We start from the raw sequence: 25,249 nt of genomic DNA, 5'->3' as shown, positions 1-25,249 counted from the left end.
AGGGCGTGATTAGTCCTTTAGATCGGATTTAAGGCTGGCAATGTTTGGTGTCATTAAGGATTTCTGTTTGAAAATTTATATGTTTCCCCAAGAACCAATCTCAATATTGTGAAATTTGGCTAACGTGACTTGCTGGTCATGGCAGTTGTGAGGGTCCGCAGTTGGTCGGTAATCGTCGGTCAAACAACCTTAAAATAGCTCATTCCCAGTGGCCGCTTCGCCATTGGCTACCCAATGATAACGATGATTTATCTAAGGCGTTATCCCTAATGACTGCCAAAGAAAATCATAGGAGATTGGTTGGCGTTGCTGGTCCCGCGCTGGCTGCGCTTCGCCATGTTCATAACTGTGCAGGACGAATTTCACCTGCTCCTGCCCTTTCGCCAGGTTGTAGGTCAGCAATCATTCTCAGCAGCTCGGGCCGATCCGCGCGAGCACCCGATGCCTTTTCACGGTAGATGCCGACGATGTAATAACCTTCTGCCCGTGCATTGTGGACGATGTCGTTTTGACGGGTAAGGTCTTGCGCGTCAGTACTGACGCGGAGATAAATGCGGGCGACTTTCATAGAGGGTTAGCCAACATGGGTATACTGAAATTGGCTAACTATAAATCATATGGCCAATATTGTGAAAAGCAATGTAACTTGGCTACTGTCTAATTGACCATCTATTTTGGCTATGTGCTGGGACAATGTGACATCAAACAGTGCGAATTCCGATAAAAAACCCTTTATCCTGTCAAAGCCCCTTTTTGCGACTCGGGTTTTAACGCTGCTGACATCGGCTTCGACAATCTGCTGACACTAGCTTTGAAAAGTGACAACACTATCCCTATTTACATGCTATTCTTTTCGTATCTTTTTTGATACACTATAAGAATGACGCCAATACTTTCTGTTAAATTTTTTGCAACTGAAGCAGGTAGCGAACCAGTTAGAGAATGGTTAAAAGATTTATCTGCTCAAGACAGAAAAACTATTGGCGAAGATATTAAAACGGTGCAATTCGGTTGGCCTCTTGGTATGCCGTTAGTCGACCACATTGAAGGCGACATTTGGGAAATCAGAATTAAGCTTGATAATCGGATAGCGCGAGTTTTGTTTGTAATCGTCAACAAAACAATGATTCTGCTGCATGGCTTTATCAAGAAAGATCAAAAAACACCGAAGCCAGAGCTCGATTTGGCAAAACAAAGATTGAGAACCTTGCGGGGAAAAAGATGAATAATCAACACAAAGAAAACCTTCATATTGGCAGCAGCTTTGACGACTTTCTTAGCGAAGAAGCGATTCTCGAAGAAGTAACTGCCGTTGCAACAAAACGTGTCATTGCCTGGCAAATTTCAGAAGGTATGTCTTCGCTTAAGCTGAGTAAAACGGCAATGGCAAAAAAAATGCACACCAGCCGAGCATCGCTTAATAGGTTGTTAGATGAAGAAGACACCAGTTTAACCCTTACAACCTTAGTGAGTGCCGCCGCCGCTCTTGGAAAAAAAGTAAGAATAGAGCTGGAACCCGTCTGAATTTTGTTTAAAGAACCAACAGGTGTAGGTATGTCTAAGGGTCGTTTTTTGCCAGTTAATTGAGAAAATATCGACCAGTTGACGTCATTAATGGCACATCAGTTAAAGACGCTAACTCAGTTTTCCGTTCCACTGCGCCTCAAACCCCAACTTCAGCATCACTGAAATAAAAACCAGCATTGCCAAACAACAACTGATCTTTGGCATTTATGCGAAGTCGCTGGCACTGATACCCAAACTGGGCATTTCGGAACAGAATATTATCTACTACGCCAATCTGGCCGAGTTTTACACTATCCAGAAATTGAAAAGGATGGCCAATAAAAACATCGCCCGGCTTTACCTGCTCTGTTACGTTCACCGCCGCTTGCTCAAGATCAACGACCATCTGGTCACCAGCTTTATCCATAAGCTGACCCACTATGGAGAGAAAGCCGATGACTATCAGCGAGCCAAGATAGACATTTCCGAAGCGGTGGACAAACAACTCAGAAAACAAGCTTGGCAGGTGATGGCCATTAACATCGATGAGCGTATTCCTGATAGCCAAATCAGGCAGAAAGCCTTTGAGGTGGATCCACAAGACCATTACCCGCAGTTCCTTGACGATTTTAAAAAGCCCAACCTTGACCGTGACTTTTATCGTTGGCAATACTATGGCCAGTTTGGGTTGACCATAAAAAAGAATATTCGCCCCCTATTCAAGGCGCTTGAGTTCTCGTGTGCGAATGCGGAGATGGCCAAAGCGGTTGCTTTTTTAAAACAGCACCTGAGTGGAAACCAGTCGTTCCGGGACTATGACTATCAAGACGTACCTTTGCGGTTCTTTCCGAAAAGGTTGAGAAAATTCCTGACGTATAAAGTGCAGGCTGCCGGGCATCAAGCTGTCAAAAAAGTGGATGGTGACCGGTATGAGTGTATGGTTTATATCCAACTTAAAAATGGCCTGGAGCAAGGTGGTGTGTTCATTAAAGACAGTCATGGCTATCGTACCCTGGAAGATGAACTGATCGATATTGAACATTGGGAAAAGAATAAGCAGGCTATTTTAGAAGAACTCAATATGCCTTTGCTGTCGATGGAAATTGAGGCGTTATTGAATCGGCTCCAGGTCAAGGGGTTTAGGGAGCAATGGAACGTAAAACCCGGTTAAGGAATTTTGTCGCGTTGAAGAATACGCGATACGGTAGCAGGATGGACATTAAACAACCTGGCGGCATCCGCTGCGTTTTTCTGCCCAGAGTTGACCAGGTTAACGATTTCCTCTTGCTGATGCTTCTTGAGTTTTGGGCGGCGACCACCAACCCGGCCTTGCTTTCGTGCCGCATCAAGACCATTTTGTGTGCGCTCACGCAACATCGCACGCTCGAACTCTGCAAAAGTCCCTACCATTTGCATCATCATTCGGCCACCCGGCGAGGTGGTGTCAATCACTTCGGTTAGGCTACGGAAACCGGCACTGGCCTGTTCCACTTTCTCCATCAGGAGCAACACATCTTTTAAGGAACGTGATAGACGGTCAAGTTTCCAGACCACCAAGACATCACCTTTACGCAGTTGCCCTAACAAGCGATGCAGTTCCGGCCTGTCCCAACGGCCACCTGATGCCTTTTCCTGGAAGATCAATTCGCACCCGGAAGCTTTTAATGCGGCAATTTGTGCATCGGTATCTTGGTCTTGGGTCGAAACACGCGCATAACCGATAAGCATTGTTGCAGAAACCTGTTGCAAATAAATTTCATTATGCAATATATTTATGCAAGCCTTATTGGACGGTAATCCAATGATCGTTGCACAAATGAACGTTTGTGAAACGCCGCTATTAAAAGCCATTGAGCGACTCAAAGACAGAAACTTAAGGGTATTTGCCGCTCTCTGTCCTCCAAACCTCGATAACTGTCCCTTAACGGCACTGGAAATGAGATTTTGAAATCCTATGGTGCGTTACGTACCTTTATGCAGAAAAACCCAAATATGGAGTATAGTAAAACCAACTTTTTCAAAGCACTTTTGGAAAAGGATAATTAACCCGCTACACTATTACTTAACAGTCATTATTAAATCTCCAGTAATACTTATAACAAGTATTCCATTGTGGAAGGTAACTATGCCATTATTAAAATCAACTTTTGCCAATGGTACGTTTACTGAGAAAGTTTGTTATTTTTTTCTCGCCGCCTCTATAACAGCGTTCTCGGGTTGCCAAACCATTTCAGATTCGGAGCTACGCAGGTCTAAAGAAGCCGAAGGCTATAATCCACAAGACACCGACAAACTTTTTATTGTCGATTGCCTGTTACCGGGGCAGATCCACAAATTAGGCTCCCAAATGACGTTCTTGACTGCGCGTCGCCCGATCAAGACGGCCGCAGGTGACTGTGAGCTACGGGGCGGCGAATATGTTGCCTATGATCGCGCTAACTACGCTACAGCGCTAAAGGCTTGGTTGGCGCAGGCACAACAAGGGGATGTTGAAGCCCAGGTCACGGTGGGCGAAATTTATGAAAAAGGTTTGGGGGGAGCGCCTGAACCCGGACTTGCAGCCGAGTGGTACCTAAAAGCAGCCGAACAAGGCAATTCCAGGGCCATGGTCAACCTGAGTTATCTCTACGAAAAAGGGCGGGGCGTAAAGGCAGACAAGGCTACAGCCCAAAATTGGCTCAAGAGAGCCTCCGGCCTTGACAAATCCGGTTTGCCGTTTGCCACAGTCACCAATGAGTTAGCCCCCAACAATTATTATAGCCAATTGGCTGGGTATAAGGAAGAAACAGAAAATTTACGCGCCGAACTGGACAAAACCAAGCAACAACTCGAAGAAACGAATGCCCAGTCTAATGTTGTAACTGCCCAAGCAGCAACTACAGATAACACTGAGCTGAATAGGGAACGGCGGAAATCTAAGGAACTTGAGGCAAAATTAAATACCTTAAGTGCTGAGTTGGATGAAACTAAACAACAGCATTCTAAACAGCAGCAAACTTTGCAAAACAAGCAAGAAGAACTCAATAACCTGCAAAACAAATTAAACCAGGAACAAGGAAAATCAACCCGCAATGAGAATTTGATCCAATCCTTACAACAAGAATTGACAACTAAACTAACAAACCTGGAAAATAACAAACAACAAGTCACGGCGCTGGAGAACACATTACAACAAAAGAAACGCTTATATTCTGCAGCCCAATCTGACGTACTGGCTGCCTCGACTGGAACGACTGATAATGGAGAATTGGTTAGGGAACGTGAAAAATCAAAAGGTTACGAAACAGAACTGCGTAGACTCCGCGCACAACTGGACACTGCCAGTCAACAATTATCGGAACAGAAACATAAATACCAATCTATTAAAAAACAATTAAATACCGCACGGAATGAGCGGTTAGTCCAAACCCTGCAAAAAGATGAAGCGGACAGCCAATCCAGCTTGAATATGCAGGAACTTCAGGTTATCCACCTAGAAACGCAAATAAAAAATAAAAAACGACAGATTCTTGCCAAGTCTGACACTGCTTCAAATGAAAAAAACGAAGGTTCAGGACTCGTTGCATCCGAACATAAAATTGAAGAATTGCAAGCCCAATTAAAATCAACCCAAGACGAATACGACAGCATGTTCGCCCAAATAAAGAAAGAAATGGGCATCATTGACGAAAAAACGCAACAAGCCGTAACAAACCAAGACAAACTCGCTGTTGAAAATTTACGTTCAAAACTAACCATTGAAAAAAGTGACTTGGCCACACAAGGGAAAAAAATAAAATCGCTCAAAAATGCGCTTGCACAAGAACAAAGCATTCTTGCGTCTCTCCAGGATACGGAAATATACAAAATCGCACAGGCAGGACCAGTTATAGAAATCATTGACCCGCCCTTGAAACTGACTCGTGGCAGCCAAAGTTACAGGCTAAGGACTATCGCCAAAACAAAAGATATTATTGGTAAAGTAGTCCCAGTCTCCGCCCTGAAAAGTTTAGAGATAAATGACCACACATTACAAGTTGATAAAGAGGGCATATTCAAGTCTTCTGTTGCTTTGGAGGATACGACTACAACGGTAAAAATAGTCGCTGTAGATGTTAACAACAAAAGCAGTGTCTTAAACTTTAATTTATTGGTCCCAAAACAAGCCGTCACCCAAACACCCAACCAATCACTCGAAAAAATCATTTCAGTATCATACCCTAATGTTGATTTTGGCAGTTTTTACGCATTAATCATTGGCAATGATGATTACTCAAACTTGCAGGATTTGAAGTCATCAGTGAATGATGCTAAAGCTGTAGGCCAAGTTTTACGCACCCGTTATGGATATAAGACAAAATTATTATTGAATGCAACCCGCCATCAGGTGATGAGTGCATTTAATGAATTACGCAAGACACTGATAGAAAATGATAATTTACTGATCTACTATGCTGGTCATGGAGACCTCGACAAAGGCGACCAAAGTGCCTATTGGTTGCCTTCCGATGCTGAAGCCGGAAATCCTGCAAATTGGTTGTCCAGCAATGACATTACCCAGTATGTTAGCGTCATCTCTGCTAAACATATTTTGGTCATTGCCGATTCCTGTTATTCCGGTGCCTTGACAAAAAGCACTATCGTGCGCTTACCTGATGACATGCCTGAGGAAAAACGCGAAAAGTGGCTTAATTTCATGACTAAGCGCAAGGCTCGAACCGTAATGACTTCCGGTGGCGTGGAGCCAGTGCTTGATTCTGGTTCGGGCAATCATTCTGTGTTTGCCAACGCTTTCTTGAGTGCTCTTAAAATAAATAAGGGGGTCATGGAAGATTACGAACTATATAGGATGATTGCGTCCAAAGTTAAAAAATCCGCATCCCTGGCCGGATTTGAGCAATTACCGCAATATTCCGCCATGCAACACGCCGGACACGAAGGCAGCCCATTCTTTTTTGTACCCAGAAGTTAGGTGTTTGGCGGTACCGAGTATTGATTCGACATCGGAAACAGTGGACAGGGCTATCCACGCAGGAACGGGGTCAAGAACGATCACAACCCGAAAATCTGGAGTTGTGTCTACAGTCTTCGCGAAGTAATCAGGCCTTTGGCGGTTAACATGTTGGATTTTCTGCAACAGGTAGTTATCCCCCTATGCAGTGCGCGAGAACAATGGTGACATTATCCCGTGCCCCACGCAGCAAGCTTAGATCCATTAATTGGCCTGTGGCTTCTTTAATGGCTGTTGCTTGTAAAATGGCTTCGATTTCTGTATCTGCAATTTCCTTATTTAGGCCATCGGAACAGAGCAGGAAAATATCATTTGGCCTTATTTCCTGAATTTGGGCTTCCAGAAAGAATTCTTTATCGCTCCCTATGGCATGGGTCAGGAATTGTGAATAAGGGTGAGCGCTGGCTTCATCAAGGCCAAAGCCATTAGTAGCCAAGTAAGCGCCATAATTATGGTCATGCGTTATTTGCTTGAGTTTGCCGTTACGAAAAAGGTAAATTCGGCTGTCCCCAGACCATAAGGATATGCAGTATTGCTGGTAGCCTAACAAAATTGCTGCTGTGCTTCCTATGATCTCCTGCCCTCCGCCTTCGCTTTCCAAATGGCAAAGGGCTTGGTTTACGCTTTGTAGTTTGCGATGTATCCATGAGATTGTGGCTCCAATAGTCTTATTGGGGGCAAATTTTTTTAAGGCATCTACAATTGCGCCACTTGCATATTCACCGTCCTTATGTCCACCCATACCATCGGCAACTAGCCATAATTGGCTGTCGGTCAACTCTAAAAACGCATCTTGATTAATCTTTCGTATTTTTCCAGTGTGCGTTACTCCGTAAGATTCCCAACCGGCTTTTGTCATTGCCGGAAGTCAGGGTTGTACTGGATAGCGTTGACCTTCCCAGTCCCACTGTTGCCAGTTGCCGTCGAACATTGCCGCAATGCCGTCAAAAGGTGGAAGGCCAGCGCATATCAATAACGATGGCGATACGTGTTCTGAACCCTGCGTCCACCATAGGCTGTAAGCAAAACAATGGTCTTTGAGCAGTTTGTCCAGGATTGAGGGCAGGATATCCGGCATGGCTTCAAGTGTCTTGAGCGGTTGCCAGAAAGCGGCAGGAAAAGCCATGCCGTCCTGGGATGTAAGTGGTTTAACCTTATCGGGCGGCTGGGTTGCGAAATTTGGGGTTAATTGGCAGATTCCCTGGTAAAAATTATCCAGGTTAAAATCATCTTTTAGGCACGAAAGCGCCAGTAATTCAACTTGTTCAAACCAACCGTTGTGCTTTTGCAATGCCGCAAATGGGTTGCTGGCTTCATGATCCTTTAGGCTTATGGTTATGGGGTAATACCGCCCTACCTTATCGACGCTGGGCATCAGCATCCCCATCCAGGCAGAATCCCCGCATATCCCAGGCGACAAGACAAAACGATATAGCGGACTGGTCAGGTAATAGTCCAGCCAATTATTCCCCAATTGTTGGCGGCTGGTATGGATGGCCTCCTGTAACCAGACATCCCAAGGGCCAATAAAAGTATTTGGCAATCCCCTGCTAACAAAATCCCCGTGGGTAGGCACTTTACCATGATACCCCACCACATTTACAGGTTCGGCAGGCATTTAAAAGCTTCCAAATCCGTTAATTGGAAAGGATTGATTGCACTGTCCGCACGCAATTCAAACTTTGCTTCGCGTCCGTCAATATTGAAAGTCATGATGAACATCGTTGGATTTGAAGTGCGGCTGATCTGGGCTTCATCAAATACCCGGAATAATGCCCATGGCCCTTCCTTGGACAGGCCTGAACTGCCATGAATAGGGGGAAGCATCTCTATACTGACTTGACCGGCATTATTTGGCCCAGGCCATTTCATGGAAACCGGGCGCACGGGCCCATGGTCGTAAGTGAGTTTTTGGCCGTCAACATCCAGTATAAATGTGGTAATCCCAGGGCTCATGGAAATCGGTTTGAGCTTGAAGCTGACAGCGGGGGATTGTTTGCCCATGCGAAAAAATATGTTCTTGATGGTGTCGGCGAGTTGGAATTGTGCCAATGCAGCGGCAGATATAGCTGGATCAGCCGCGCCACGGGTATTCCAGGTCCAGTCTTTTGTGCCTTTCTCTACCGATGCGGCAAGGTATTTGGTGAAGAAATCATCCATGAGACCGGCGGGGCCAAAGAAAGCAGTAAAATCTTCGTAGGTGATTTCCCTGGAGCTTTTATACATCGGATAAAGCCCTTGTATCGCCTTATTGCAGAAAGGCAGGACTGTAGACCGCCACATATTGTTGTAGTGCTTCTTGACCCCACCGCTGACCAAATCACTACTGTCGGCTGCGATAGTGTCGAGCATGTCTTTCAAGGGGAACGGGTTGCGTTTTCCTTCCAGTTTGACTTTATCAATTATTTCGAGGCTTTGTTTGCGTTGTTCCGTAGCCAGTTCCTCACCGCTGGCATGTAACAAGGAATTCAGGTAAACATACAATTCATTCAACACGGCAAGGGATTGGTTGAGGGGGGGCTGTCCACCCGGCTTGCCTTGGACGAGTTCGTGCAATTCCTTAAAATGTTCCGTGACCAAGTTGGTGGTGATTTCTGGCGGCGCTGCCGAGTGTGCATCAGGTGTTGAACTGATAATTTTTTCGAGCATATTCCCGGCACTGGTAATCTTGCTGCTGGCCTTATCCAACAAGTCTTTATTTTTTTCGGCAAGGCAAGCGAAGCTGGTTTCCTCGTCCGCCGCTTGCAACAACAGGCGTAAGGGGGAGTTTTCACCAGCGACAATGTTCAGCACCTCCACCATTTGGGTCTGGCTGGAAAACGGTTTAAGCTGGATGTCGGCCAATAAATCATCCCATTGTTTTATGTAATCATTCAGGTATTGTTTCAGGACATTTTCCCGTAAGGCTTTCATTTCCGAATCGCTCAGCTTCACGTTCTCTGTGGTTCCCAGCACCCAGTTATCGGCAACTTGTTGGTCGATCAGTTGGGCATTATTTTTTAGGAAAACGTCCTTATAACCCGCACACGTGAAAAACCCTGGAACGCCCCGTGTAAGGGGTTCGCCACTTTTATTTGACAATACCAGCGGCGCGTCACGGCCTGCTTTTTCGCTGACTGTAAAATCTGTAATGCCGCTATTGGCGAGTTCCAATTTCATACGCGCATAAACCCGTTTCGCAATCGGGGTATTTTCCAATATTTCGCGGGTTTGGCTTATCAAGGCTTGGTTTAATGGCCGTGGCAACGGCACGGGGCGTGTAGCCAACAAGGTATTTAAGTGGCTAATAAGAGATAGTCTCTGCTCGTTGGGGACATCAAGGGGCAAATTATGCGTCCAATCAAGGGTAAGCCATGCAGTGACAGCCTCCCGGTTATAATTCTTTTCGTCGTTAAACATCAAATAAACTTTAAGCGTCTCCAGGAGATAATCGCTGTTGTTGGCGTTGTTTTGCAGTTGTTGCTCAAGACGGGACAGCAAACGGGGCAGAAAGACATTCTTGAGTAGTTTCTGGTAAAGGCTATCCGCAGCATTCCCCAGCTTGTCGCCTTGGTACAGCCCAAAACTTAGTCCCCAGGGTGTCCCTTCTTGCTGGTCGGAATATCCTCCAGGCAGATCCCTCACTTTATCCAGCAGCGGCAATAAGGGCAGGGGATCGGTCTCGTCCGGGTCAAGCTGGCTGACGCTTTGTTGCAGCCCCTTGACTTGTTGGGCGACTTCCTGGATATAGGCCTTATTGCCCATATAACTGAACAGCCATATCGAGGCCACCAATAAAGTAATCGCAGCAATGGAAATGAATGCGCCACGTTGCAGCCAGGCGCGTTTATTTTCCAGCTTCAGGTTAGCGCCAGCCAAGCCGTGCTCGGCAAAAATAACATCGGACAACAAGCGGTTGATGAAAAAACTTTTGCCCTGATTGGCGGCAGTTGCAAGGTTTTGGCGATCCAGCCCGAAACTGTTTGCCAGGGAACTCATAATCCGGTCTATCGGCGAACCTTCCTGGGTCGCGCTGGTGAAATAAACCCCGCGCAACAGGGTTGAGTGTTCATAACGGGTGGTTTGGAAAATTTCGCTGAGGAAAGATTGGGCCAGCTCGCCCAAGGAGCTGAATTGTTGCGGGAAGGTATAAATAAGGTTACGCCGATTGCCCCCTTGTTCGCGTTGTAGCTTGTCTATCAATTGATTTTGTAGTTGTTTTCCCAGAAGGTTGAATTCTTGAGTGAATTGTTCAACTGCATTGGCTTTGGGATTTTCCTCTAACCTGAATGTCATGCCCCAAACCTGGGCGCGTTTATCCTGATTCAGGTCGTCGAAATATTCTATAAACCCTGCCAGCAAATCGCATTTGGTAAACAACAGGTACACGGGGAAACGGATATTGAAGCGTTCGTGCAATTCCTGGACACGGTTACGGATTGAAATGGCATGGACCTGTTGCTCCGCTTTACTCTGTTCGAGCAAATCGGCAATGCTTATGGCGATAATTGCCCCGTTGATGGGTCGCCTGCTGCGGTGTTTTTTCAATAAGTCGAGAAAGCCTAACCACGCTAGCTGGTCGGCCTTTTCATGACTGTCTTGCGTCGTATAACGTCCGGCAGTGTCCAATAACACAGCTTCGTCGGTAAACCACCAATCACAATTCCGGGTGCCTCCTACCCCACGGATAGCGTCCTTTCCGAAGCGGTCTGACAAGGGGAATTTCAGGTCGGAATTCTTCAATAACGTTGATTTGCCGGAACCCGGTGGGCCGATAATAATGTACCAAGGCAACTGATAAAGAAACTGCCGCCCGAAGTGTCCGCCTAACTGGCTTTTCTTTAGGATTTTCAACGCATCATCCATACGTTCTTTGATGGCCTGCAATTCATCACGGGATGCCATTTCATCCGCGCTCAATGCCGGTTCATTGCTGACCGACATGGCAGTCAGCACTTGGTCATTGCGTTTTTTTGCCGTGAAATAAGACCAGATCCGCACTACCAGCCAATATGCAGTGACTATCCCTATCAAGCCCCAGCGGTGAGTTTCAGGGGCTAGCGGTTCGTAACTGGCAAATGCGATGAAAGGCCCCAAAAACCAGACCAGCAAACCTACCGCAATCACACCGAGCAGCGAGATGAACCAGCGTTGTTTGAAAAAATTAAATAGCTTCATCACTTTGATGATCCTTGGTCAGCCGCTAAGAGAGATAGTTGGGGTTCATGTGCAATACCTGGCGTCATTTTAGTAATGTGATTTCAACACGTCGGTTCTTCGCCCGGCCTTCCTTGGTCGCGTTTGAATCAATAGGTTCGAGGTCTGATTTACCTTCTATCAATATTCTTACTGAGTCACTAAGGATTTTTTTGATTACCGCCGCGACAGAAGTGGCCCTGGCTTTTGATAAATGCCAATTTGAAGGGTAGCGGGCACTTCGGATAGGTTGGTTATCGGAATGCCCGGTTATCATCACTTGCCCTGGTATACGGTTCAATGATTCGGCAATCCGTTGTAACAGCGGCATGACAGCGGAATTTACCGAAGTGCTGCCCGAATCAAACAAATTGTCGCCTTGGATGGTGACCGTGCTGCGTTGCGTCAACTCCATGACTTTCAATTGCTTATTGGCAATTTCATTCGCCAGAAGGATTGATAAGGTCAGTTGCGGTTTAGCTTGTGGTATCGGCACAGGTTCCGGTTCCACTGCTATGGTCGGAGGGGTGATGGCGAAGATTTCCTTGAATACGGGATCCGAGTCATTGTTCAACTGGAATAAGAATACGCTGAAAACGGTAGTCAAAAGACCGGCGGCAACCGCCCCGAAGACCCATACCGGAACCATCTGCATTAACGGGTTGCGGCGGTCAGTTACGCCTTGCCAATGGGGCGATAGCACTTGATCGGCAATGCCTCTTTCTTTCTGCAATATTTGGTACAGCCAGTCCTTGATGCTAGACAGTTTATTTTTCCCGCCTTCAATGAGGCGGTATTGGCCTTCAAACCCTAATGCAATACATACGTACATCAGTTCTAGTAAGTCCCTGTTTTTCGAAGGAATTTGTGCCAAGGCTTTTAATAGGTGGAAAAAACGCTCCCCACCACTCACTTCTTTGTGGAAAAGGCTTAGCAGGCTTTGCTGCGACCAGCCGCAGTCGTTACCCCAAGGGGTGTTTAAAACCGCCTCGTCCAAAGCTGTGCAGAGTACATAACGGGCACTGGAAATGGTTTGGGGATCAATGCCTTCCGCCTGGGCGGTAATTTGAAATTGTTCGATTTCCCGTATGATCCGGTTTTTCAATCCCACGGGGTCTGATTGGGAATAGGAAGAATTCAGCTTCGTCAACAAAGCGAGCAAACCCGATGCCGACTTCTCTAACGGGTTCAGGCTGCCTAGCTTTGGGGCTGGCCCTGTGGAAACAGGGGGTTGCTTGTTGGGTAAAGGCGCAGTAGGGATGTCTGAACGCTTGCCTCCAGGGATAGGCCTGATTATCGTCCTGTCATCGGATTGTGGTGTAAAAAATGGGTCGTCTTTATCATTGCTCATAAAATTAATCCCTGATTGCCCAGAATTCCAACTCTAAACCGGGGTATTCCCCAGAAAAATGCATGGCAATCGTACCGCTTTTTTCCAGTTCTTGCCAAAGGGCATGATTCTTGTCTAGTCCAAAATAGGTCATGCCTTTGTGAAAAGGTATTTGCCTAGGGGAAGTAGCGAGACCAATCAATTGAATACCTGGGACTTGGGACATGACAATATCGCGCAGTTTTTCGCGGGTGGCAATAGTTGTCTGGCGAGGAATTTGGCTACGTATTTTATCTGCTGATAGCTGGGCGTTAACGCCCAAGACAAACTCCGCCGATTGCAGCAGTTGACGGTCGTGAATAATCGCCGTGCGAATTTGGCGTGGGTGTTCTTCTAATGGGATAGGTATCGCCCTGGACTCCGATACCCAGCCTAAGGCTTCACGAAGGGCAATGACAACAGGATTGAAACAACTGAACAAATCTTCATGGATGTATTGCGGAAAAGCTTTCGGCCTGTGGCTAGCCTGGGTTATGGTTGCCAACTCACCTGCCATTTCGAGCATGGCACTAAAAAGCCGCTCAGGATGCAATAGTTGCAGCGTAGAAAAATGGGTGAAGAGCGGTTCATAACGGTTAATGATCTGCAAGAGCAAAAAATCCGTAATCTCTGCGACCCCGCCCGTTCCCGGTGATCCCAGGCGTTGGGCAAGGGCATCCCCCCGCTGATGTAAAATTCCTTCGACTTCCTGGATATAGCTTCTCAGTTGGGATGAAGCGCCTGCGTGTAAGCAGGATGGGATAAATTGACTGTCCAACAGGGCTTGCTTATCAGCCTTGCGTTCAATGACCTTGGCAATAGGGATATTGACATAAGCATCCTGGTTTTGGCGGGATAAACGGAATCTTGTCCAAAGCTCCCCGCTTTGGACAGTCGAACTGTCCTGTCCGTATTGTGAATGGATGTCCTTGACCTCGATTTCTTTCATCCGATAGCGGATAAATTCGTCTGTGTTTTCATTCCAAGCCAATTCTTTGCCGAAACTGCCACGGACGGGCAGCGATAAGTACAGGAGTTCATTTTTCGATTCTGCTGGAATCTCCAAGGGGATGGGTGGCGCATTAAGGTCTGGGATACTAAAAGGTGTGCCGTCAGGAAAAACCCCTTGGCAGGATGTTATTGCGAATTTTCCAAGTGCGAGAAGTTGCTGGTCGATTTCAAGCTTAGTCACGCCCCAACTGTAACAGTGCAATACTGCACATCGAGATTCTACCCAGGATAGGAAATATCGATCCAACTGCTGAAAATGGGAAGGCCGCAGAAACATGCCTTCCGTCCAAATAACTTTGTTATTCGATGACATAAACTTACCTTCAACGTTGGTTTACTTAGGTTGTTTTTTAATAGTCACGTTCAAACTCTCCAGTACAACAAATAGTTCAGTCGTTTTGGCGCTCTCTATAGCTATGAAGTCCCGCCACACCGCCTGATTAAAATCCCGGAAAGCAGCCGTCACCGCTATATATTTTGTGTCTGGCGAAACCGCATGGCCCAGAGCCTTAATTTCACCCGGTTTAAAATGAAATTTTTCAGAGGCCAAAAGATCCGAGCCAAGATAGCCTTCATGGTCTTCAAACAGTTTATAAAAATCGGCTTCTTCAAATTTGCCGATATTTTTTAGTTCATATAACCGCACCACAATCGGAGAAGGACGACCATTGACATCAGGGTTCACTTGGGCAGAAACAAATATGTTGACTTGTATTTTTGTTTCCGGTGGTTCCTCTTTCTTAGGCTCAGAGCCGCAACCTCCTAACATCAAGGTTATAAATAAAATGGCTGTCGTAATTATGTACATAAGTCGTCTGCTTAGTTTTCTATGATTCAAATTGGGTTGTCTTTCTTTATTTTATTAATGAGTTGACTATACGTGTCTGCGAATGCCCGCCCGAATAAATGATAAAAATTATCTTTTGTCTCTTGTTCCAGAGTTTCGTAGAGATCTTCAAATAATCCCCACAATTTGGCTTGCTTATGGATGGGAATGTTGGCGGCTATGGGGCTTTGTTTTTGTAGGCGTTCTTCCAGTATTTTGGGGTCAAACCGTTTCAATATGGCAAACAAGGCAGATTTCATTCCTGCAATGACGGAATATTGGTGTGTCCGAATATCATCAAACGCTTCATTGATGGCTTTTTCTGGGGAAAGGTAAGCTTTATCCGCTGGCGTTAAGAGTTTGGTCAATGCTTCATCCGTATTGACTGAAAACTTGATCGGATTGTTTTCCTTAGGCCTAATCAAGGTCACATCCAAGTGCATTTCATTTTTTATCTGTGCCCTTCCTTCCAGCACATCCCTGGTTCCTTGGATTGATGCCCTGAGGATAGTGCCAATAATGTAAAAAGTCTGTGGGTTAATCGTTTCAGCAAACTTGCCATTTTCGAGTTTTGCTCCCTTAAGGAAGTTTTGGATGAGTTCATTCTGGAAATCGGTTGCTGAAGATGTTGTTACAGGCTCTGGAATTGTAACGGGAGGGGGCTGATTTGGCTCAATGATAAGAGGCGGAAAAGCCTTAACTGCAATTATTTCTTCAGTAGTGTCGCCCTTATCAAGAAACCAGGCCTCGGAAAAAAAATCAGGCGGGTCTGTGGTGGTGACTGGTTGGTCAACTAATTTTTTGGGGGGTGGCTGGAATGCTTCTTTATAAGCAGGGATATGGTCAAAGGCGGTGTTGTCATGCTTATTGTTGTCGCTTAAGTTCGATGCCTTATTATCAAGGCCTGGAATCCCAAACAGGTCTTCGGGTAATTCCTGCCCTTTCCAGGTAGAGGGAATCAGTTCATTGCTGTCGATCATTTTTTGGATGGGATCTGAATCAAAATCAGCAAACGGATCATCAAAAATCTCAATGTCATGGGCTATTATCGGCTCACTAGGCACAGCGACTGGATAAATACTATCCTCTAGCAATTTAACATAAATGGTATAGTCACCAATATTGAGTTGATCTCCATCTTTAAGCTTTGTTTTATTCCCCTTGCCTAACGGTTTTAAAGATTGATTGACTAAGACTCCGTTGGCGCTGATGTCTGTAACAAAGTAGTCTGGAGCTTTGTATTCAATCAGGGCATGATGACTGGAAATATATCTTTTGGGATCAAACAGGACTAATGTATTGTCTTCGTGTCGCCCAATTGATGCGCTCTCTTGATTGAGCGTGATTCGGGAGGCACGATCCAGATTTGCCTTCGACGATATGACACTTAGCAAAAGTTTCATATTAACAACCATCCCATTTTTGACTATGGCCATAATTTGGCCTAGGAAATAAATTTTTTTACAACTTCCTCTTTGCGCGTTTAATTTTCAATACTAAAAGATATTTAAGATACCTAACATCTTCTAACAGAGATTAGCCGTAGTTATTATGCATAAAAAATAACTTTTAGCTGTGAACTTTTTAATAGCTTTGATGAAATTTTTATGCAGAATTGGGAATTCCTTGCGTTTTTACTATAGCCTAAACCTGAATCCTAAAGCAAGCGACTAAATGTGTACCATTTTTAAGTCGTGATAGATTTAAACTTCAAGTTCAAACGTGCAGAATAATGCTACCAAAATTAGGGTACTTCTGGCATAAACATAGTGATCTAACAAAAAAGTGACCAAGAATGTGAAAAATTCACTTTTAAGCGGAGTGAGTTTGGTGTTAGCATCAACTCACGTTCTAGACCAGAAAAAATAAAAATACCGAAAAGATTTATTTGAAGTTAAGTTGTTCAATGATAAAAATTAAAGAATAATTATTGGAAAGATTAGTGTTTAATTAATATTGGCTGAATAAGGTGAAAAATGAGTAATTTTACATTGGATCATTTTCTTGTTGATATAAGCCCTGATTCCCCTTGCGGTAAGAATCTGGAGCAGGATCATGCTTTTGCCCAATTAGAAAATGACGCAAAATTCATACCCGAAAGGCAAATGGGCGATGTAATTATTCCAGAAAAGGCTCCTGACTGGAAAAAAGTACGTGATTCAGCCTTAACATTATTGGACTGCAGCCGGGATATCCAAGTCGCTATGTATTTGACTTGTGGCCTTGTTCAAACGGATGGATTTAGAGGGTTGGACAATGGCTTAACTCTTATAAAAGGATTGCTGCAAAAACATTGGGATGATGTTTACCCATGCCAGGATCCAGAGGATGATTATCCTGTGCTGCGTATGAATACACTAGCCACACTGGATGATGACAAAAAAATTATTGAACCCCTGCTAAATCTCCCTCTCACTAAGTCAAGATTGGGCGAGTTTTCCTGGAACCTAATTGAAGCTTCAAAAAGTAAAGTTGAAGCTTTGAGCCACATGTCGCAAGAAGGATATGTGGAATCTTTGAAGAAAAGTCTTAATAAGGACGCTCCAGGTACGTTAGAAGAAGCCAAAATAAAGGCATCTGCCTATCTGGATTCCATTGAGGCAGCATTTAACGAGACCGATCTTCAAAATCTGAGAGATCTGGGAAATACGATAAAACACGCGCTCGAACAAGCAGAGGCAATCCTTGCCATATCTTCTGATAAGGCGGGTCCTGAAAATGCACCGGATATTTCTCGTTTTATAAAATTATTCAAGAATCTCCAAAAATTGTTTGATGAAAAAATTAAACTTAAAGAAGCTTTAGCGCTTGAGCAGGGCGAATCTGAAGCAGTCAGGCTAGATGTGCTGGCAATGACTGATATTACACAAAGGGGAGTTAAGGCAGTCAAAAGTAATGGAATACAGTCCCGCGAAGATGTCATTTTCGCAATTGATGGTATTTGTAAATATTTTGAACATTACGAACCTTCCAGCCCTGTTCCTTTTCTTTTGCAACGGGCAAAAAAGCTACTTTCCATGAATTTCATGGAGATTTTGCAAGACCTTACGCCTGATGCGGTCAGTCAGGCAGAAAATATTTGTGGTACACAACAGAAAAAAACTTAATCAAAAAAACCAAAAGAGTATTAACGAACAATTTCCGCAACTATTACTATTGAACAGAGGTATAAAAAAATGGCACAAGCAAGCAGTCAAAAATTTATAGCCCGCAACCGGGCACCACGAGTACAGATTGAGTATGACGTTGAACTTTATGGCGCTGAGAAAAAAATTCAATTACCTTTTGTGATGGGTGTGATGGCCGATTTGTCCGGCAAACCGGCAGACCCCTTGGCACCGGTAGTTGATCGGGATTTTTTGGAAATCGATGTTGACAATTTCGATGAACGATTAAAAGCAATGAAACCGAGAGTGGCATTTCAAGTCCCTAATGTCCTGACAGGTGAAGGCAATTTAAGTGTCGATATCACTTTTGAAAGCATGGACGATTTCTCTCCGGGCGCGGTAGCCAGCGGGGTTGAAGGGCTTAACCAATTGCTTAAGGCGCGTACCCAACTTTCCAATTTGCTCACCTACATGGACGGCAAAGGTGGTGCAGAAGAATTGATTGCCAAGGCATTAAACGATTCCGCCTTGTTGCAATCATTGGCGGCAGTTCCCAAACCTGCTGCTGAGGCAACTAAACCGGATGAAACCGGCGAACCTAACACCACCAAGAAGGAGGATTAACAATGGCCGAAATCGAAACTCAGGCAACTGGCGTTGAAGCTGCCACTGAAACATTGGAAGCCGGCGATTCTTTCGCCGCCTTACTGCAAAAAGAATTCAAACCGAAATCGGATCGGGCTAAAGAAGCCGTTGAAGATGCCGTTAAAACCTTGGCCGAACAGGCCTTGGCGAAAACTAACCTGATTTCTGACGATGCCGTCAAATCGATTGAGGCTATCATCGCAGAAATCGACAAGCGTTTAAGCGACCAAGTGAACCGGATCATGCATCACCCGGACTTCCAGAAACTCGAAGGCAGTTGGCGTGGTATGCACTACCTGGTCAATAACACCGAAACAGACGAAATGCTAAAGATTAAGGTGTTCAATATTTCCAAAAAAGATATGCATAAAACCTTGACAAAATTCAAGGGAACTGCCTGGGATCAAAGCCCTGTTTTTAAAAAGATTTACGAACATGAATATGGGCAGTTCGGCGGTGAGCCTTTCGGTTGTTTGGTAGGGGATTATGAGTTCGATCACAGTCCGACTGATGTTGGTTTCCTGGAAGAGATCAAACAAATTTCTGCGGCAGCCCATGTACCGTTTATCGCGGCAGCAGCACCATCCCTCTTGAATATGGGGTCATGGCAGGAGTTGGCTAATCCCCGTGATCTGACCAAAATTTTTCAAACTCCAGATTATGCCTCTTGGCGTTCATTGCGGGAATCGGAAGATTCACGTTACATCGGTTTGACGATGCCGCGTGTTTTATCGCGGTTGCCTTACGGGGCAAAAACCATTCCGATTGAAGAATTCGCCTTCGAGGAAGATGTCGAACACGCTGACCATCACAAATACACTTGGTCTAATTCTGCCTATGCGATGGCTGTAAATATTAACCGGGCGTTCAAATTTTACGGCTGGTGTTCGCGCATCCGGGGTATTGAGTCTGGCGGGGCTGTCGAAGGTCTGCCGACGCATACTTTTCCGACCGACGACGGTGGTGTAGACATGAAATGCCCAACCGAAATTGCGATCAGCGACCGGCGCGAGGCCGAACTTGCCAAAAATGGTTTTATGCCCTTGCTGCACAAAAAAAACTCGGATTTTGCCGCATTTATTGGTGCCCAGTCCCTACAAAAGCCATTCGAATATGACGATCCTGATGCGACGGCCAATGCCAATCTTTCGGCACGCCTGCCTTATCTGTTCGCGGTGTGTAGATTTGCCCACTATTTGAAATGTATCGTCCGAGACAAAATCGGTTCCTTTAAGGAGCGCGACGATATGGAGAAATGGCTGAATAAATGGATCAGTAACTATGTCGAATCGAATCCGGCAACCGCTTCCGAAGAGGATAAGGCTAGAAGGCCACTGGCAGCGGCGGAAGTGGTGGTGGAAGAAGTTGAAGGAAATCCAGGCTATTACACGTCGAAGTTCTTTTTAAGGCCGCATTACCAGCTTGAAGGATTGACTGTGTCGTTACGCTTGGTTTCCAAGCTGCCTTCGCAAAAAGGCGCTTGATTGGTAGCGAATTAATAATTGGCTGTTATTAGGGATCTGAGCCGGTAATCTGATTTTTTAAGAATTATCGGTATAAGCGACAAGGATAAGTTATTGGTTTTTATTTTCATATACTATTGAGGAGTAATGTCATGGCAACTAATTGCTATTGCAAAGTGGATCCCATTAAAGGGGAATCAACCGATGATAAACACAAAGATTGGATCGAAGTTGAGAGTTTCAGTCATGGGGTATCGCAGCCAGTTTCCGGTGCCAGCGGTACAGGGGGGCGTGCGGCTGCTCGTGCTGATTTTGGCAGCTTCCATATTATGAAAGCCGTTGATAAGGCGAGTCCCGATTTAAATCTGTTCTGTGCCCAAGGTAAACACATTGCCAAACTTGAATTCGAAGCATGCCAGGAAACGGGAGAGAAAGTCTGTTACCTTAAGTATGAACTGGAAAATGTCATGATCCAATCCGTTCAGGTTAATGGTGGTGGTTCACAAAGAGCATCAGAATCGGTTGCTTTTAGTTATGACAAAATCGCGTGGACTTATACTGCTGTGAAAGACGATGGCAGCGCTGGCGACAAAGTCGGCCCGAAAAAATGGAATTTGGAACTTAATAAGGCAGAATAAGTTTCTCCAAATTCTAAAATTTGTGTGTAAAACATATGGTTATGATTATCTTGCACTGTAAACCAGAGTATACATACTGGGCAAGCATATGATGACAGCAGAAGAACTTTTGCAACAAGGCGAATTGAATGCTGCACTACAGCAGCTACAGGAACAGGTGCGGGCGCAGCCTGCTAAGGTGGAATATCGCGTTTTCCTGTTCCAGCTTTTAGCGGTCATGGGTCAATGGGATCGTGCCTTGACGCAGTTGAATGTCGCCGGTGAACTGGATGCCGCTACTCTGGCAATGGTTGCGATGTATCGGCAAGTGATTGCTTGTGAGCACTTTAGGGAAGATGTTTTTCTGGGTCGTCAAGATCCTGTGATCTTCGGAAAACCGGAGGAATGGGTCGCCTTATTGCTGTCAGCGCTAAAACTGACCACTCAAGGTAAATACCTTAAATCTCAAGAACTTCGCAATCACGCTTTCGAGTTGGCGCCAGTAGTTTCAGGGAACATTGATGGGACGGAATTTGAATGGCTGGCCGACAGCGACTCCCGGTTAGGGCCGGTATTGGAAGTCATTGTGGAAGGCCGTTATTTATGGGTGCCGCTACAGTGTATAGCCTCAGTCAGCATAGAAAACCCTGTAGATCTTAGGGACATCGTATGGCTACCCGCACATTTCGCCTGGATCAACGGTGGCGAAAGCTATGGTGTAATACCTGCGCGTTATCCCGCTTCATATAACAGTGACGATCCTCTACTTGCTTTATCCAGGAAAACTGTTTGGGAGGATTGCGGCAATGACCTTTTTTTGGGTTTGGGTCAAAAAATATTGACCACCGAGAAGGTAGATTACCCCTTGCTGGATGTCCGCTCAATTCGTTTTTATTCGCAGCCAGAAACAGCGCCGGAGCATTCAGGTGGCTAGAGCGCTGCTTAAAGAACGCTTTTTGCCTTCTTTGCTTGATCGGCTGACCGACGACGATCCGATCAACACTTCAATTCGTATCCAAAAAGAAAAAATATCCAGCCTCGAAAAATCGCTGGCTGAATTGCCACAGGAAAAAGCGACTACTAAAACGGAAGAAAGCCAAAAACGGCGCTCAGAATTGCAACAGCAACTGGATGAACTACGTGCACAATTCTCCGTTTTGACCGCTTCGGTAAGTTCATTGCGGGAGATACGGGCTTGTGTCAAACGGGATCTGGACTGGTTGTTAAACGCCAGTCAATATTCGCCACAAGAGGATTTAGACGGTTATCCCGATGTTGCCTGCTCGGTGTTGAATTTCGGAATACCTGACCTAACCGGTAAAACGGTATCGGGTTTCGATCCAGCCCATATCGAACGCTTAATGAAACAGGTGATCATGAATTACGAGCCACGGATTATCCGGCGTACTTTAACTGTGCAGGTGATAGCAGATAAGGTTATGTTCGACCATAATGCCCTGGCCTTCGAAATTGAAGGGGATCTGTGGGCCGAGCCGCAACCTCTGCACTTGCACTTACGGACGGAATTCGAGTTGGAAGACGGCACCGTTTCGGTCTATGACTATCGTCCCCGGGAGAATCGACCATGAATCCCCAGATGATTGAATACTACCAGAGGGAATTACGGTTCATACGCGAAATGGGTATGGAATTTGCTAACCAGCATCCAAAAATAGCAGCAGGACTCGATATAGGCCGCACCGACTGTGCAGATCCCTATGTTGAACGTCTTCTTGAAGGCTTTGCATTCCTGACCGCTCGCATCCAATTGAAAATGGATGCTGAATTTCCCCGGTTTACCCAGCATTTGCTAGAAATGGTTTACCCGCACTATTTGGCGCCGCTACCGTCCATGACCGTAGTTCAATTCAAGCCTGATCTTAAAGGAGGCGTTACCGAGGCAGGTTTTGTTTTGCCTAAACATACCCGAATGCTCAGTAATACCGACATTAAAGGTCGAACAAAATGTGAATTTCGTACGGCCCACGAACTTAAGCTGTGGCCGTTACAATTGATCGAAGCCTCATATTTGCCTTTAGGTCTAGCCCTTCGATATGCCGATTCGGGCATTCAAGGTGTCAAATCGGCAATAAGGCTACGATTGGAAACAGTGCTTGACATGCCGATTAACTCGATGCCTCTCGAAAGTCTGCCTATCTACCTCCATGGTATAGGCGCTTTACCTTCGCAACTGTATGAACTAATCTTCGGGCATAACCTTTCAATCGTGATTCAACCCGCCGTTCAAAATCCTTCGTGGCGGGAGAAAATCACCAGCCCCGTACAGCCTCTAGGATTCGCGCAGCAAGATTCGTTGCTTCCTTATTTATCGCCTTCTTTCAATGGTTATCGGTTATTACAGGAATATTTTGCTATACCCGAACGATTTTTGTTTTTTGAACTCATTAATTTGCAATCAGCGCTGCGGCGCTGCAATGATACGGCGGTAGAAATTGTTATCTTGCTCAATACGGGGAAACCGGAACTGGAAGATCTAGTTAACAAGGATAATTTCGCACTCTATTGCACCCCGGCGATCAACCTTTTTCCGAAACGGGCAGACCGCATCCATTTGAATCATCGCAGCACTGAGCATCAGGTTATTGTTGACAGGACTGCACAAAGCGATTTTGAAGTCCACACAGTAACGGAAGTAGCTGGATATGGTTCCGGGGCTTCGATGGAAAGGGTCTTCCTTCCTTTTTATACCAATACGCAAGAATCAAACCCTACCGATAAAGTTGCCTATTACACTGTTCGTCGAGAGCATAGCCTTGCATCGGGCATTAGCGGCGCAGGAAAACTAAAAGCCCCTTATCTGGGCAGTGAAGTCCTTGTTTCTTTGGTGGATAGCAGTGCAACGCCTTTCCGTAGCGACTTGAAACAGCTTGGCGTAAATACCTTATGCACCAACCGCGACCTGCCAATGTTGCTACTACTCGGGGAAGGAGATACTGATTTTACGCTGGAAATCAGCGCCCCATTAGACTCAGTGCGCTGCCTGGCCGGGCCGACCGACCCTAAACCATCCCATGCGGAAGGCCAACATGCGTGGCGGCTGCTCAGCCATCTGTCATTGAATTACCTCAGTTTAATCGATCATGACGACAGCCAGGGTGCTGATGGCTTACGCGATTTGTTGAGGCTTTACGCCGACTATTCAGAGCCCGTTTTTACGAAGCAGATTGACGGCGTACTTAATGTAGAAAGTCGGCCTGTAGTGCTACGTATCCCCGTTGCTGGCCCTATGTGCTTCGGGCGCGGATTGGAAATAACCATAACCTTTGACGAGTCGGCGTTTGCGGGTATCGGTTGCTTTCTTTTGGCGGCAGTCCTGGAAAGATTTATTAGTAAATACGTTTCAATAAACAGTTTTACCCAGGTCTTGGTCAAGACCAGGGAACGAGGGGAGATAATGCGATGGCCAGTACGCACGGGAACGAGAACGCTGATTTAGGCCTATTAGCCAATCTTGCGAAAGAACCCTATGCTTTTGGGTTCTATGCGGCGTTGCGTCAGTTGGAATGTTTTTACAGCGCACGTCCTCGCTTGGGACGTTCGGCGCGACCTGTTGATGATCCGATTCGACTGGGGCAAACTCCAAGCCTGCAATTTGCCCCATCAACACTTTCATCCTTTAGGAATGCACCGGATGCAAAGCAATTAAAAGTGCTGTTTTTCGGCTTATTCGGCCCCAACGGGCCTTTGCCGCTGCATCTGACCGAATATACGCGGAATCGGATACGCGATGCAAAAGATACAACGTTGGCGGATTTTGCCGATATGTTCCATCACCGCCTGCTGTGCTTGTTTTATCGCGCCTGGGCCGATAAGGAACCGACAGTCCAACTCGACCGCCCGGAAAAAGACCGTTTTGCCTTTTATGTTGGGTCGTTGCTGGGTATAGGGGATTCCTCCTTACGGAACCGCGACAGTATTCCTGATCATACTAAATTGCATTTCGCGGCCCATCTGGGTTGCCATACAAAACACTGTGAAGGCCTGGTATCGATGTTAAAAGATTTTTTTAGGGTTCCGGTTAAAATCCAGGAATTTATCGGGGAATGGCTGGCAATACCTAAAAACAGTTACTGCTACCTCGATACAGACCATACGACAGGCCAACTTGGCGTTTCGTCGGTGATCGGTGCTAGCACCTGGCAATGTCAGCACAAATTCCGTATTACGATGGGGCCGCTGAGTTTGAAGGAGTATGAGGATTTTCTGCCCACTGGAAAAAGGCTAAAAAACGTGCTTGCCTTGGTCAATAATTATGTCGGCTTCGAATTGAACTGGGACTTGAACCTTATGCTCAAAAAAAATGAAGTACCCGCCACACAACTCGGAAAATATGGGCAGCTTGGCTGGACAAGCTGGCTTCAAGGTAGTGCAAGGAGATCCGATGCCAATGATTTGTATCTCGCCAGGGAGAAAATAGTATGACCGCAATCAGCCGCACGGCCTTGTTCGGTAAACTCAATAACCTCGCTTACAAAGGTATCGACAGCGCCACCGTTTTTTGTAAAATACGCGGCAATCC

The 25,249-nt window shown here is 45.7% G+C and carries 20 protein-coding genes and 1 pseudogene; 12 read left to right on the top strand and 9 right to left on the bottom strand.

Translation table 11 applies throughout. The features are described 5' to 3' along the window. Window positions 1–379: 379 nt before the first annotated feature. A pseudogene (locus tag ACLQ6D_RS09400) lies at window positions 380–568 on the bottom strand (recombinase family protein); the annotation flags it as partial. Window positions 569–880: 312 nt separating this feature from the next. Here ACLQ6D_RS09400 and ACLQ6D_RS09395 point away from each other — a divergent pair. The 3 genes from ACLQ6D_RS09395 to ACLQ6D_RS09385 all read left to right on the top strand — a co-directional run bounded on the left by ACLQ6D_RS09395 (window position 881) and on the right by ACLQ6D_RS09385 (window position 2,677). Beyond that, window positions 881–1,225 carry a type II toxin-antitoxin system RelE/ParE family toxin gene (locus ACLQ6D_RS09395; protein ID WP_411727023.1) on the top strand — a complete coding sequence of 115 codons (345 nt, stop codon included), beginning with the start codon at window positions 881–883 and terminating at the stop codon, window positions 1,223–1,225. Beyond that, window positions 1,222–1,524, top strand: coding sequence for an XRE family transcriptional regulator (locus ACLQ6D_RS09390; RefSeq protein ID WP_411727022.1), 303 nt, complete (start codon window positions 1,222–1,224; stop codon window positions 1,522–1,524). The genes ACLQ6D_RS09395 and ACLQ6D_RS09390 overlap by 4 nt, the downstream gene beginning before the upstream one ends. 313 nt (window positions 1,525–1,837) lie before the next feature. Further along, window positions 1,838–2,677, top strand: coding sequence for a hypothetical protein (locus tag ACLQ6D_RS09385; RefSeq protein ID WP_411727021.1), 840 nt, complete (start codon window positions 1,838–1,840; stop codon window positions 2,675–2,677). Here the strand turns inward: ACLQ6D_RS09385 and ACLQ6D_RS09380 are convergent. Further along, complete coding sequence (locus ACLQ6D_RS09380) at window positions 2,674–3,273, bottom strand: recombinase family protein (RefSeq protein ID WP_411727020.1); 600 nt, start codon at window positions 3,271–3,273, stop codon at window positions 2,674–2,676. The genes ACLQ6D_RS09385 and ACLQ6D_RS09380 overlap by 4 nt on opposite strands. Window positions 3,274–3,631: 358 nt before the next feature. On the opposite strand from ACLQ6D_RS09380, the gene ACLQ6D_RS09375 reads away from it, so the two are divergent. Further along, entirely contained in the window at window positions 3,632–6,457 is a 2,826-nt protein-coding gene (locus ACLQ6D_RS09375; RefSeq protein ID WP_411727019.1) for a peptidase C14, read from the top strand. Between the two features lie 172 nt (window positions 6,458–6,629). Here the strand turns inward: ACLQ6D_RS09375 and ACLQ6D_RS09370 are convergent, their stop codons facing one another. The 7 genes from ACLQ6D_RS09370 to tagH all read right to left on the bottom strand — a co-directional run bounded on the left by ACLQ6D_RS09370 (window position 6,630) and on the right by tagH (window position 16,280). Beyond that, window positions 6,630–7,355, bottom strand: a complete 726-nt coding sequence (locus tag ACLQ6D_RS09370) for a PP2C family protein-serine/threonine phosphatase (RefSeq protein ID WP_411727018.1) — start codon at window positions 7,353–7,355, stop codon at window positions 6,630–6,632. A 9-nt stretch (window positions 7,356–7,364) separates the two neighbouring features. Then, window positions 7,365–8,114 (bottom strand): type VI secretion system-associated protein TagF, encoded by a 750-nt coding sequence (gene tagF / locus ACLQ6D_RS09365; RefSeq protein ID WP_411727017.1) that lies wholly within the window; start codon window positions 8,112–8,114, stop codon window positions 7,365–7,367. Beyond that, complete coding sequence (gene tssM, locus ACLQ6D_RS09360) at window positions 8,096–11,653, bottom strand: type VI secretion system membrane subunit TssM (protein ID WP_411727016.1); 3,558 nt, start codon at window positions 11,651–11,653, stop codon at window positions 8,096–8,098. Before tssM ends, tagF begins: the two co-directional genes overlap by 19 nt. A gap of 64 nt (window positions 11,654–11,717) precedes the next feature. Beyond that, on the bottom strand, window positions 11,718–13,022 hold the full coding sequence (tssL, locus tag ACLQ6D_RS09355; protein WP_411727015.1) for a type VI secretion system protein TssL, long form: 1,305 nt from the start codon (window positions 13,020–13,022) through the stop codon (window positions 11,718–11,720). 4 nt (window positions 13,023–13,026) lie between these two features. After that, window positions 13,027–14,364: a type VI secretion system baseplate subunit TssK gene (tssK, locus tag ACLQ6D_RS09350; RefSeq protein ID WP_411727014.1), complete on the bottom strand. Its 1,338-nt coding sequence runs from the start codon at window positions 14,362–14,364 to the stop codon at window positions 13,027–13,029. 21 nt (window positions 14,365–14,385) lie between these two features. After that, complete coding sequence (gene tssJ / locus ACLQ6D_RS09345; RefSeq protein WP_411727013.1) at window positions 14,386–14,859, bottom strand: type VI secretion system lipoprotein TssJ; 474 nt, start codon at window positions 14,857–14,859, stop codon at window positions 14,386–14,388. Between the two features lie 26 nt (window positions 14,860–14,885). Next, window positions 14,886–16,280: a type VI secretion system-associated FHA domain protein TagH gene (tagH, locus tag ACLQ6D_RS09340; protein WP_411727012.1), complete on the bottom strand. Its 1,395-nt coding sequence runs from the start codon at window positions 16,278–16,280 to the stop codon at window positions 14,886–14,888. Window positions 16,281–16,853: 573 nt separating this feature from the next. On the opposite strand from tagH, the gene tssA reads away from it, so the two are divergent. The 8 genes from tssA to tssG all read left to right on the top strand — a co-directional run bounded on the left by tssA (window position 16,854) and on the right by tssG (window position 25,152). After that, complete coding sequence (gene tssA, locus ACLQ6D_RS09335) at window positions 16,854–17,984, top strand: type VI secretion system protein TssA (RefSeq protein WP_411727011.1); 1,131 nt, start codon at window positions 16,854–16,856, stop codon at window positions 17,982–17,984. A gap of 69 nt (window positions 17,985–18,053) precedes the next feature. Further along, window positions 18,054–18,608, top strand: coding sequence for a type VI secretion system contractile sheath small subunit (gene tssB / locus ACLQ6D_RS09330; RefSeq protein ID WP_411727010.1), 555 nt, complete (start codon window positions 18,054–18,056; stop codon window positions 18,606–18,608). Window positions 18,609–18,610: 2 nt separating this feature from the next. Beyond that, on the top strand, window positions 18,611–20,113 hold the full coding sequence (tssC, locus tag ACLQ6D_RS09325; protein ID WP_411727009.1) for a type VI secretion system contractile sheath large subunit: 1,503 nt from the start codon (window positions 18,611–18,613) through the stop codon (window positions 20,111–20,113). A 131-nt stretch (window positions 20,114–20,244) separates the two neighbouring features. Next, the gene (locus ACLQ6D_RS09320; RefSeq protein ID WP_411727008.1) at window positions 20,245–20,730 is read left to right on the top strand and encodes an Hcp family type VI secretion system effector; all 486 of its coding nucleotides are present in this window, start codon (window positions 20,245–20,247) and stop codon (window positions 20,728–20,730) included. An 88-nt stretch (window positions 20,731–20,818) separates the two neighbouring features. Beyond that, window positions 20,819–21,643 carry a type VI secretion system accessory protein TagJ gene (locus ACLQ6D_RS09315; protein ID WP_411727007.1) on the top strand — a complete coding sequence of 275 codons (825 nt, stop codon included), beginning with the start codon at window positions 20,819–20,821 and terminating at the stop codon, window positions 21,641–21,643. Next, on the top strand, window positions 21,636–22,298 hold the full coding sequence (gene tssE, locus ACLQ6D_RS09310; RefSeq protein ID WP_411727006.1) for a type VI secretion system baseplate subunit TssE: 663 nt from the start codon (window positions 21,636–21,638) through the stop codon (window positions 22,296–22,298). The genes ACLQ6D_RS09315 and tssE overlap by 8 nt, the downstream gene beginning before the upstream one ends. After that, window positions 22,295–24,166 carry a type VI secretion system baseplate subunit TssF gene (gene tssF, locus ACLQ6D_RS09305; RefSeq protein ID WP_411727005.1) on the top strand — a complete coding sequence of 624 codons (1,872 nt, stop codon included), beginning with the start codon at window positions 22,295–22,297 and terminating at the stop codon, window positions 24,164–24,166. The genes tssE and tssF overlap by 4 nt, the downstream gene beginning before the upstream one ends. Then, complete coding sequence (gene tssG, locus ACLQ6D_RS09300; protein WP_411727004.1) at window positions 24,130–25,152, top strand: type VI secretion system baseplate subunit TssG; 1,023 nt, start codon at window positions 24,130–24,132, stop codon at window positions 25,150–25,152. The genes tssF and tssG overlap by 37 nt, the downstream gene beginning before the upstream one ends. Window positions 25,153–25,249 lie beyond the last annotated feature (97 nt).

This window comes from Methyloglobulus sp., assembly GCF_046714055.1.
Classification (GTDB): domain Bacteria; phylum Pseudomonadota; class Gammaproteobacteria; order Methylococcales; family Methylomonadaceae; genus Methyloglobulus.
This window is presented reverse-complemented; position numbering and strand designations above follow the sequence as displayed.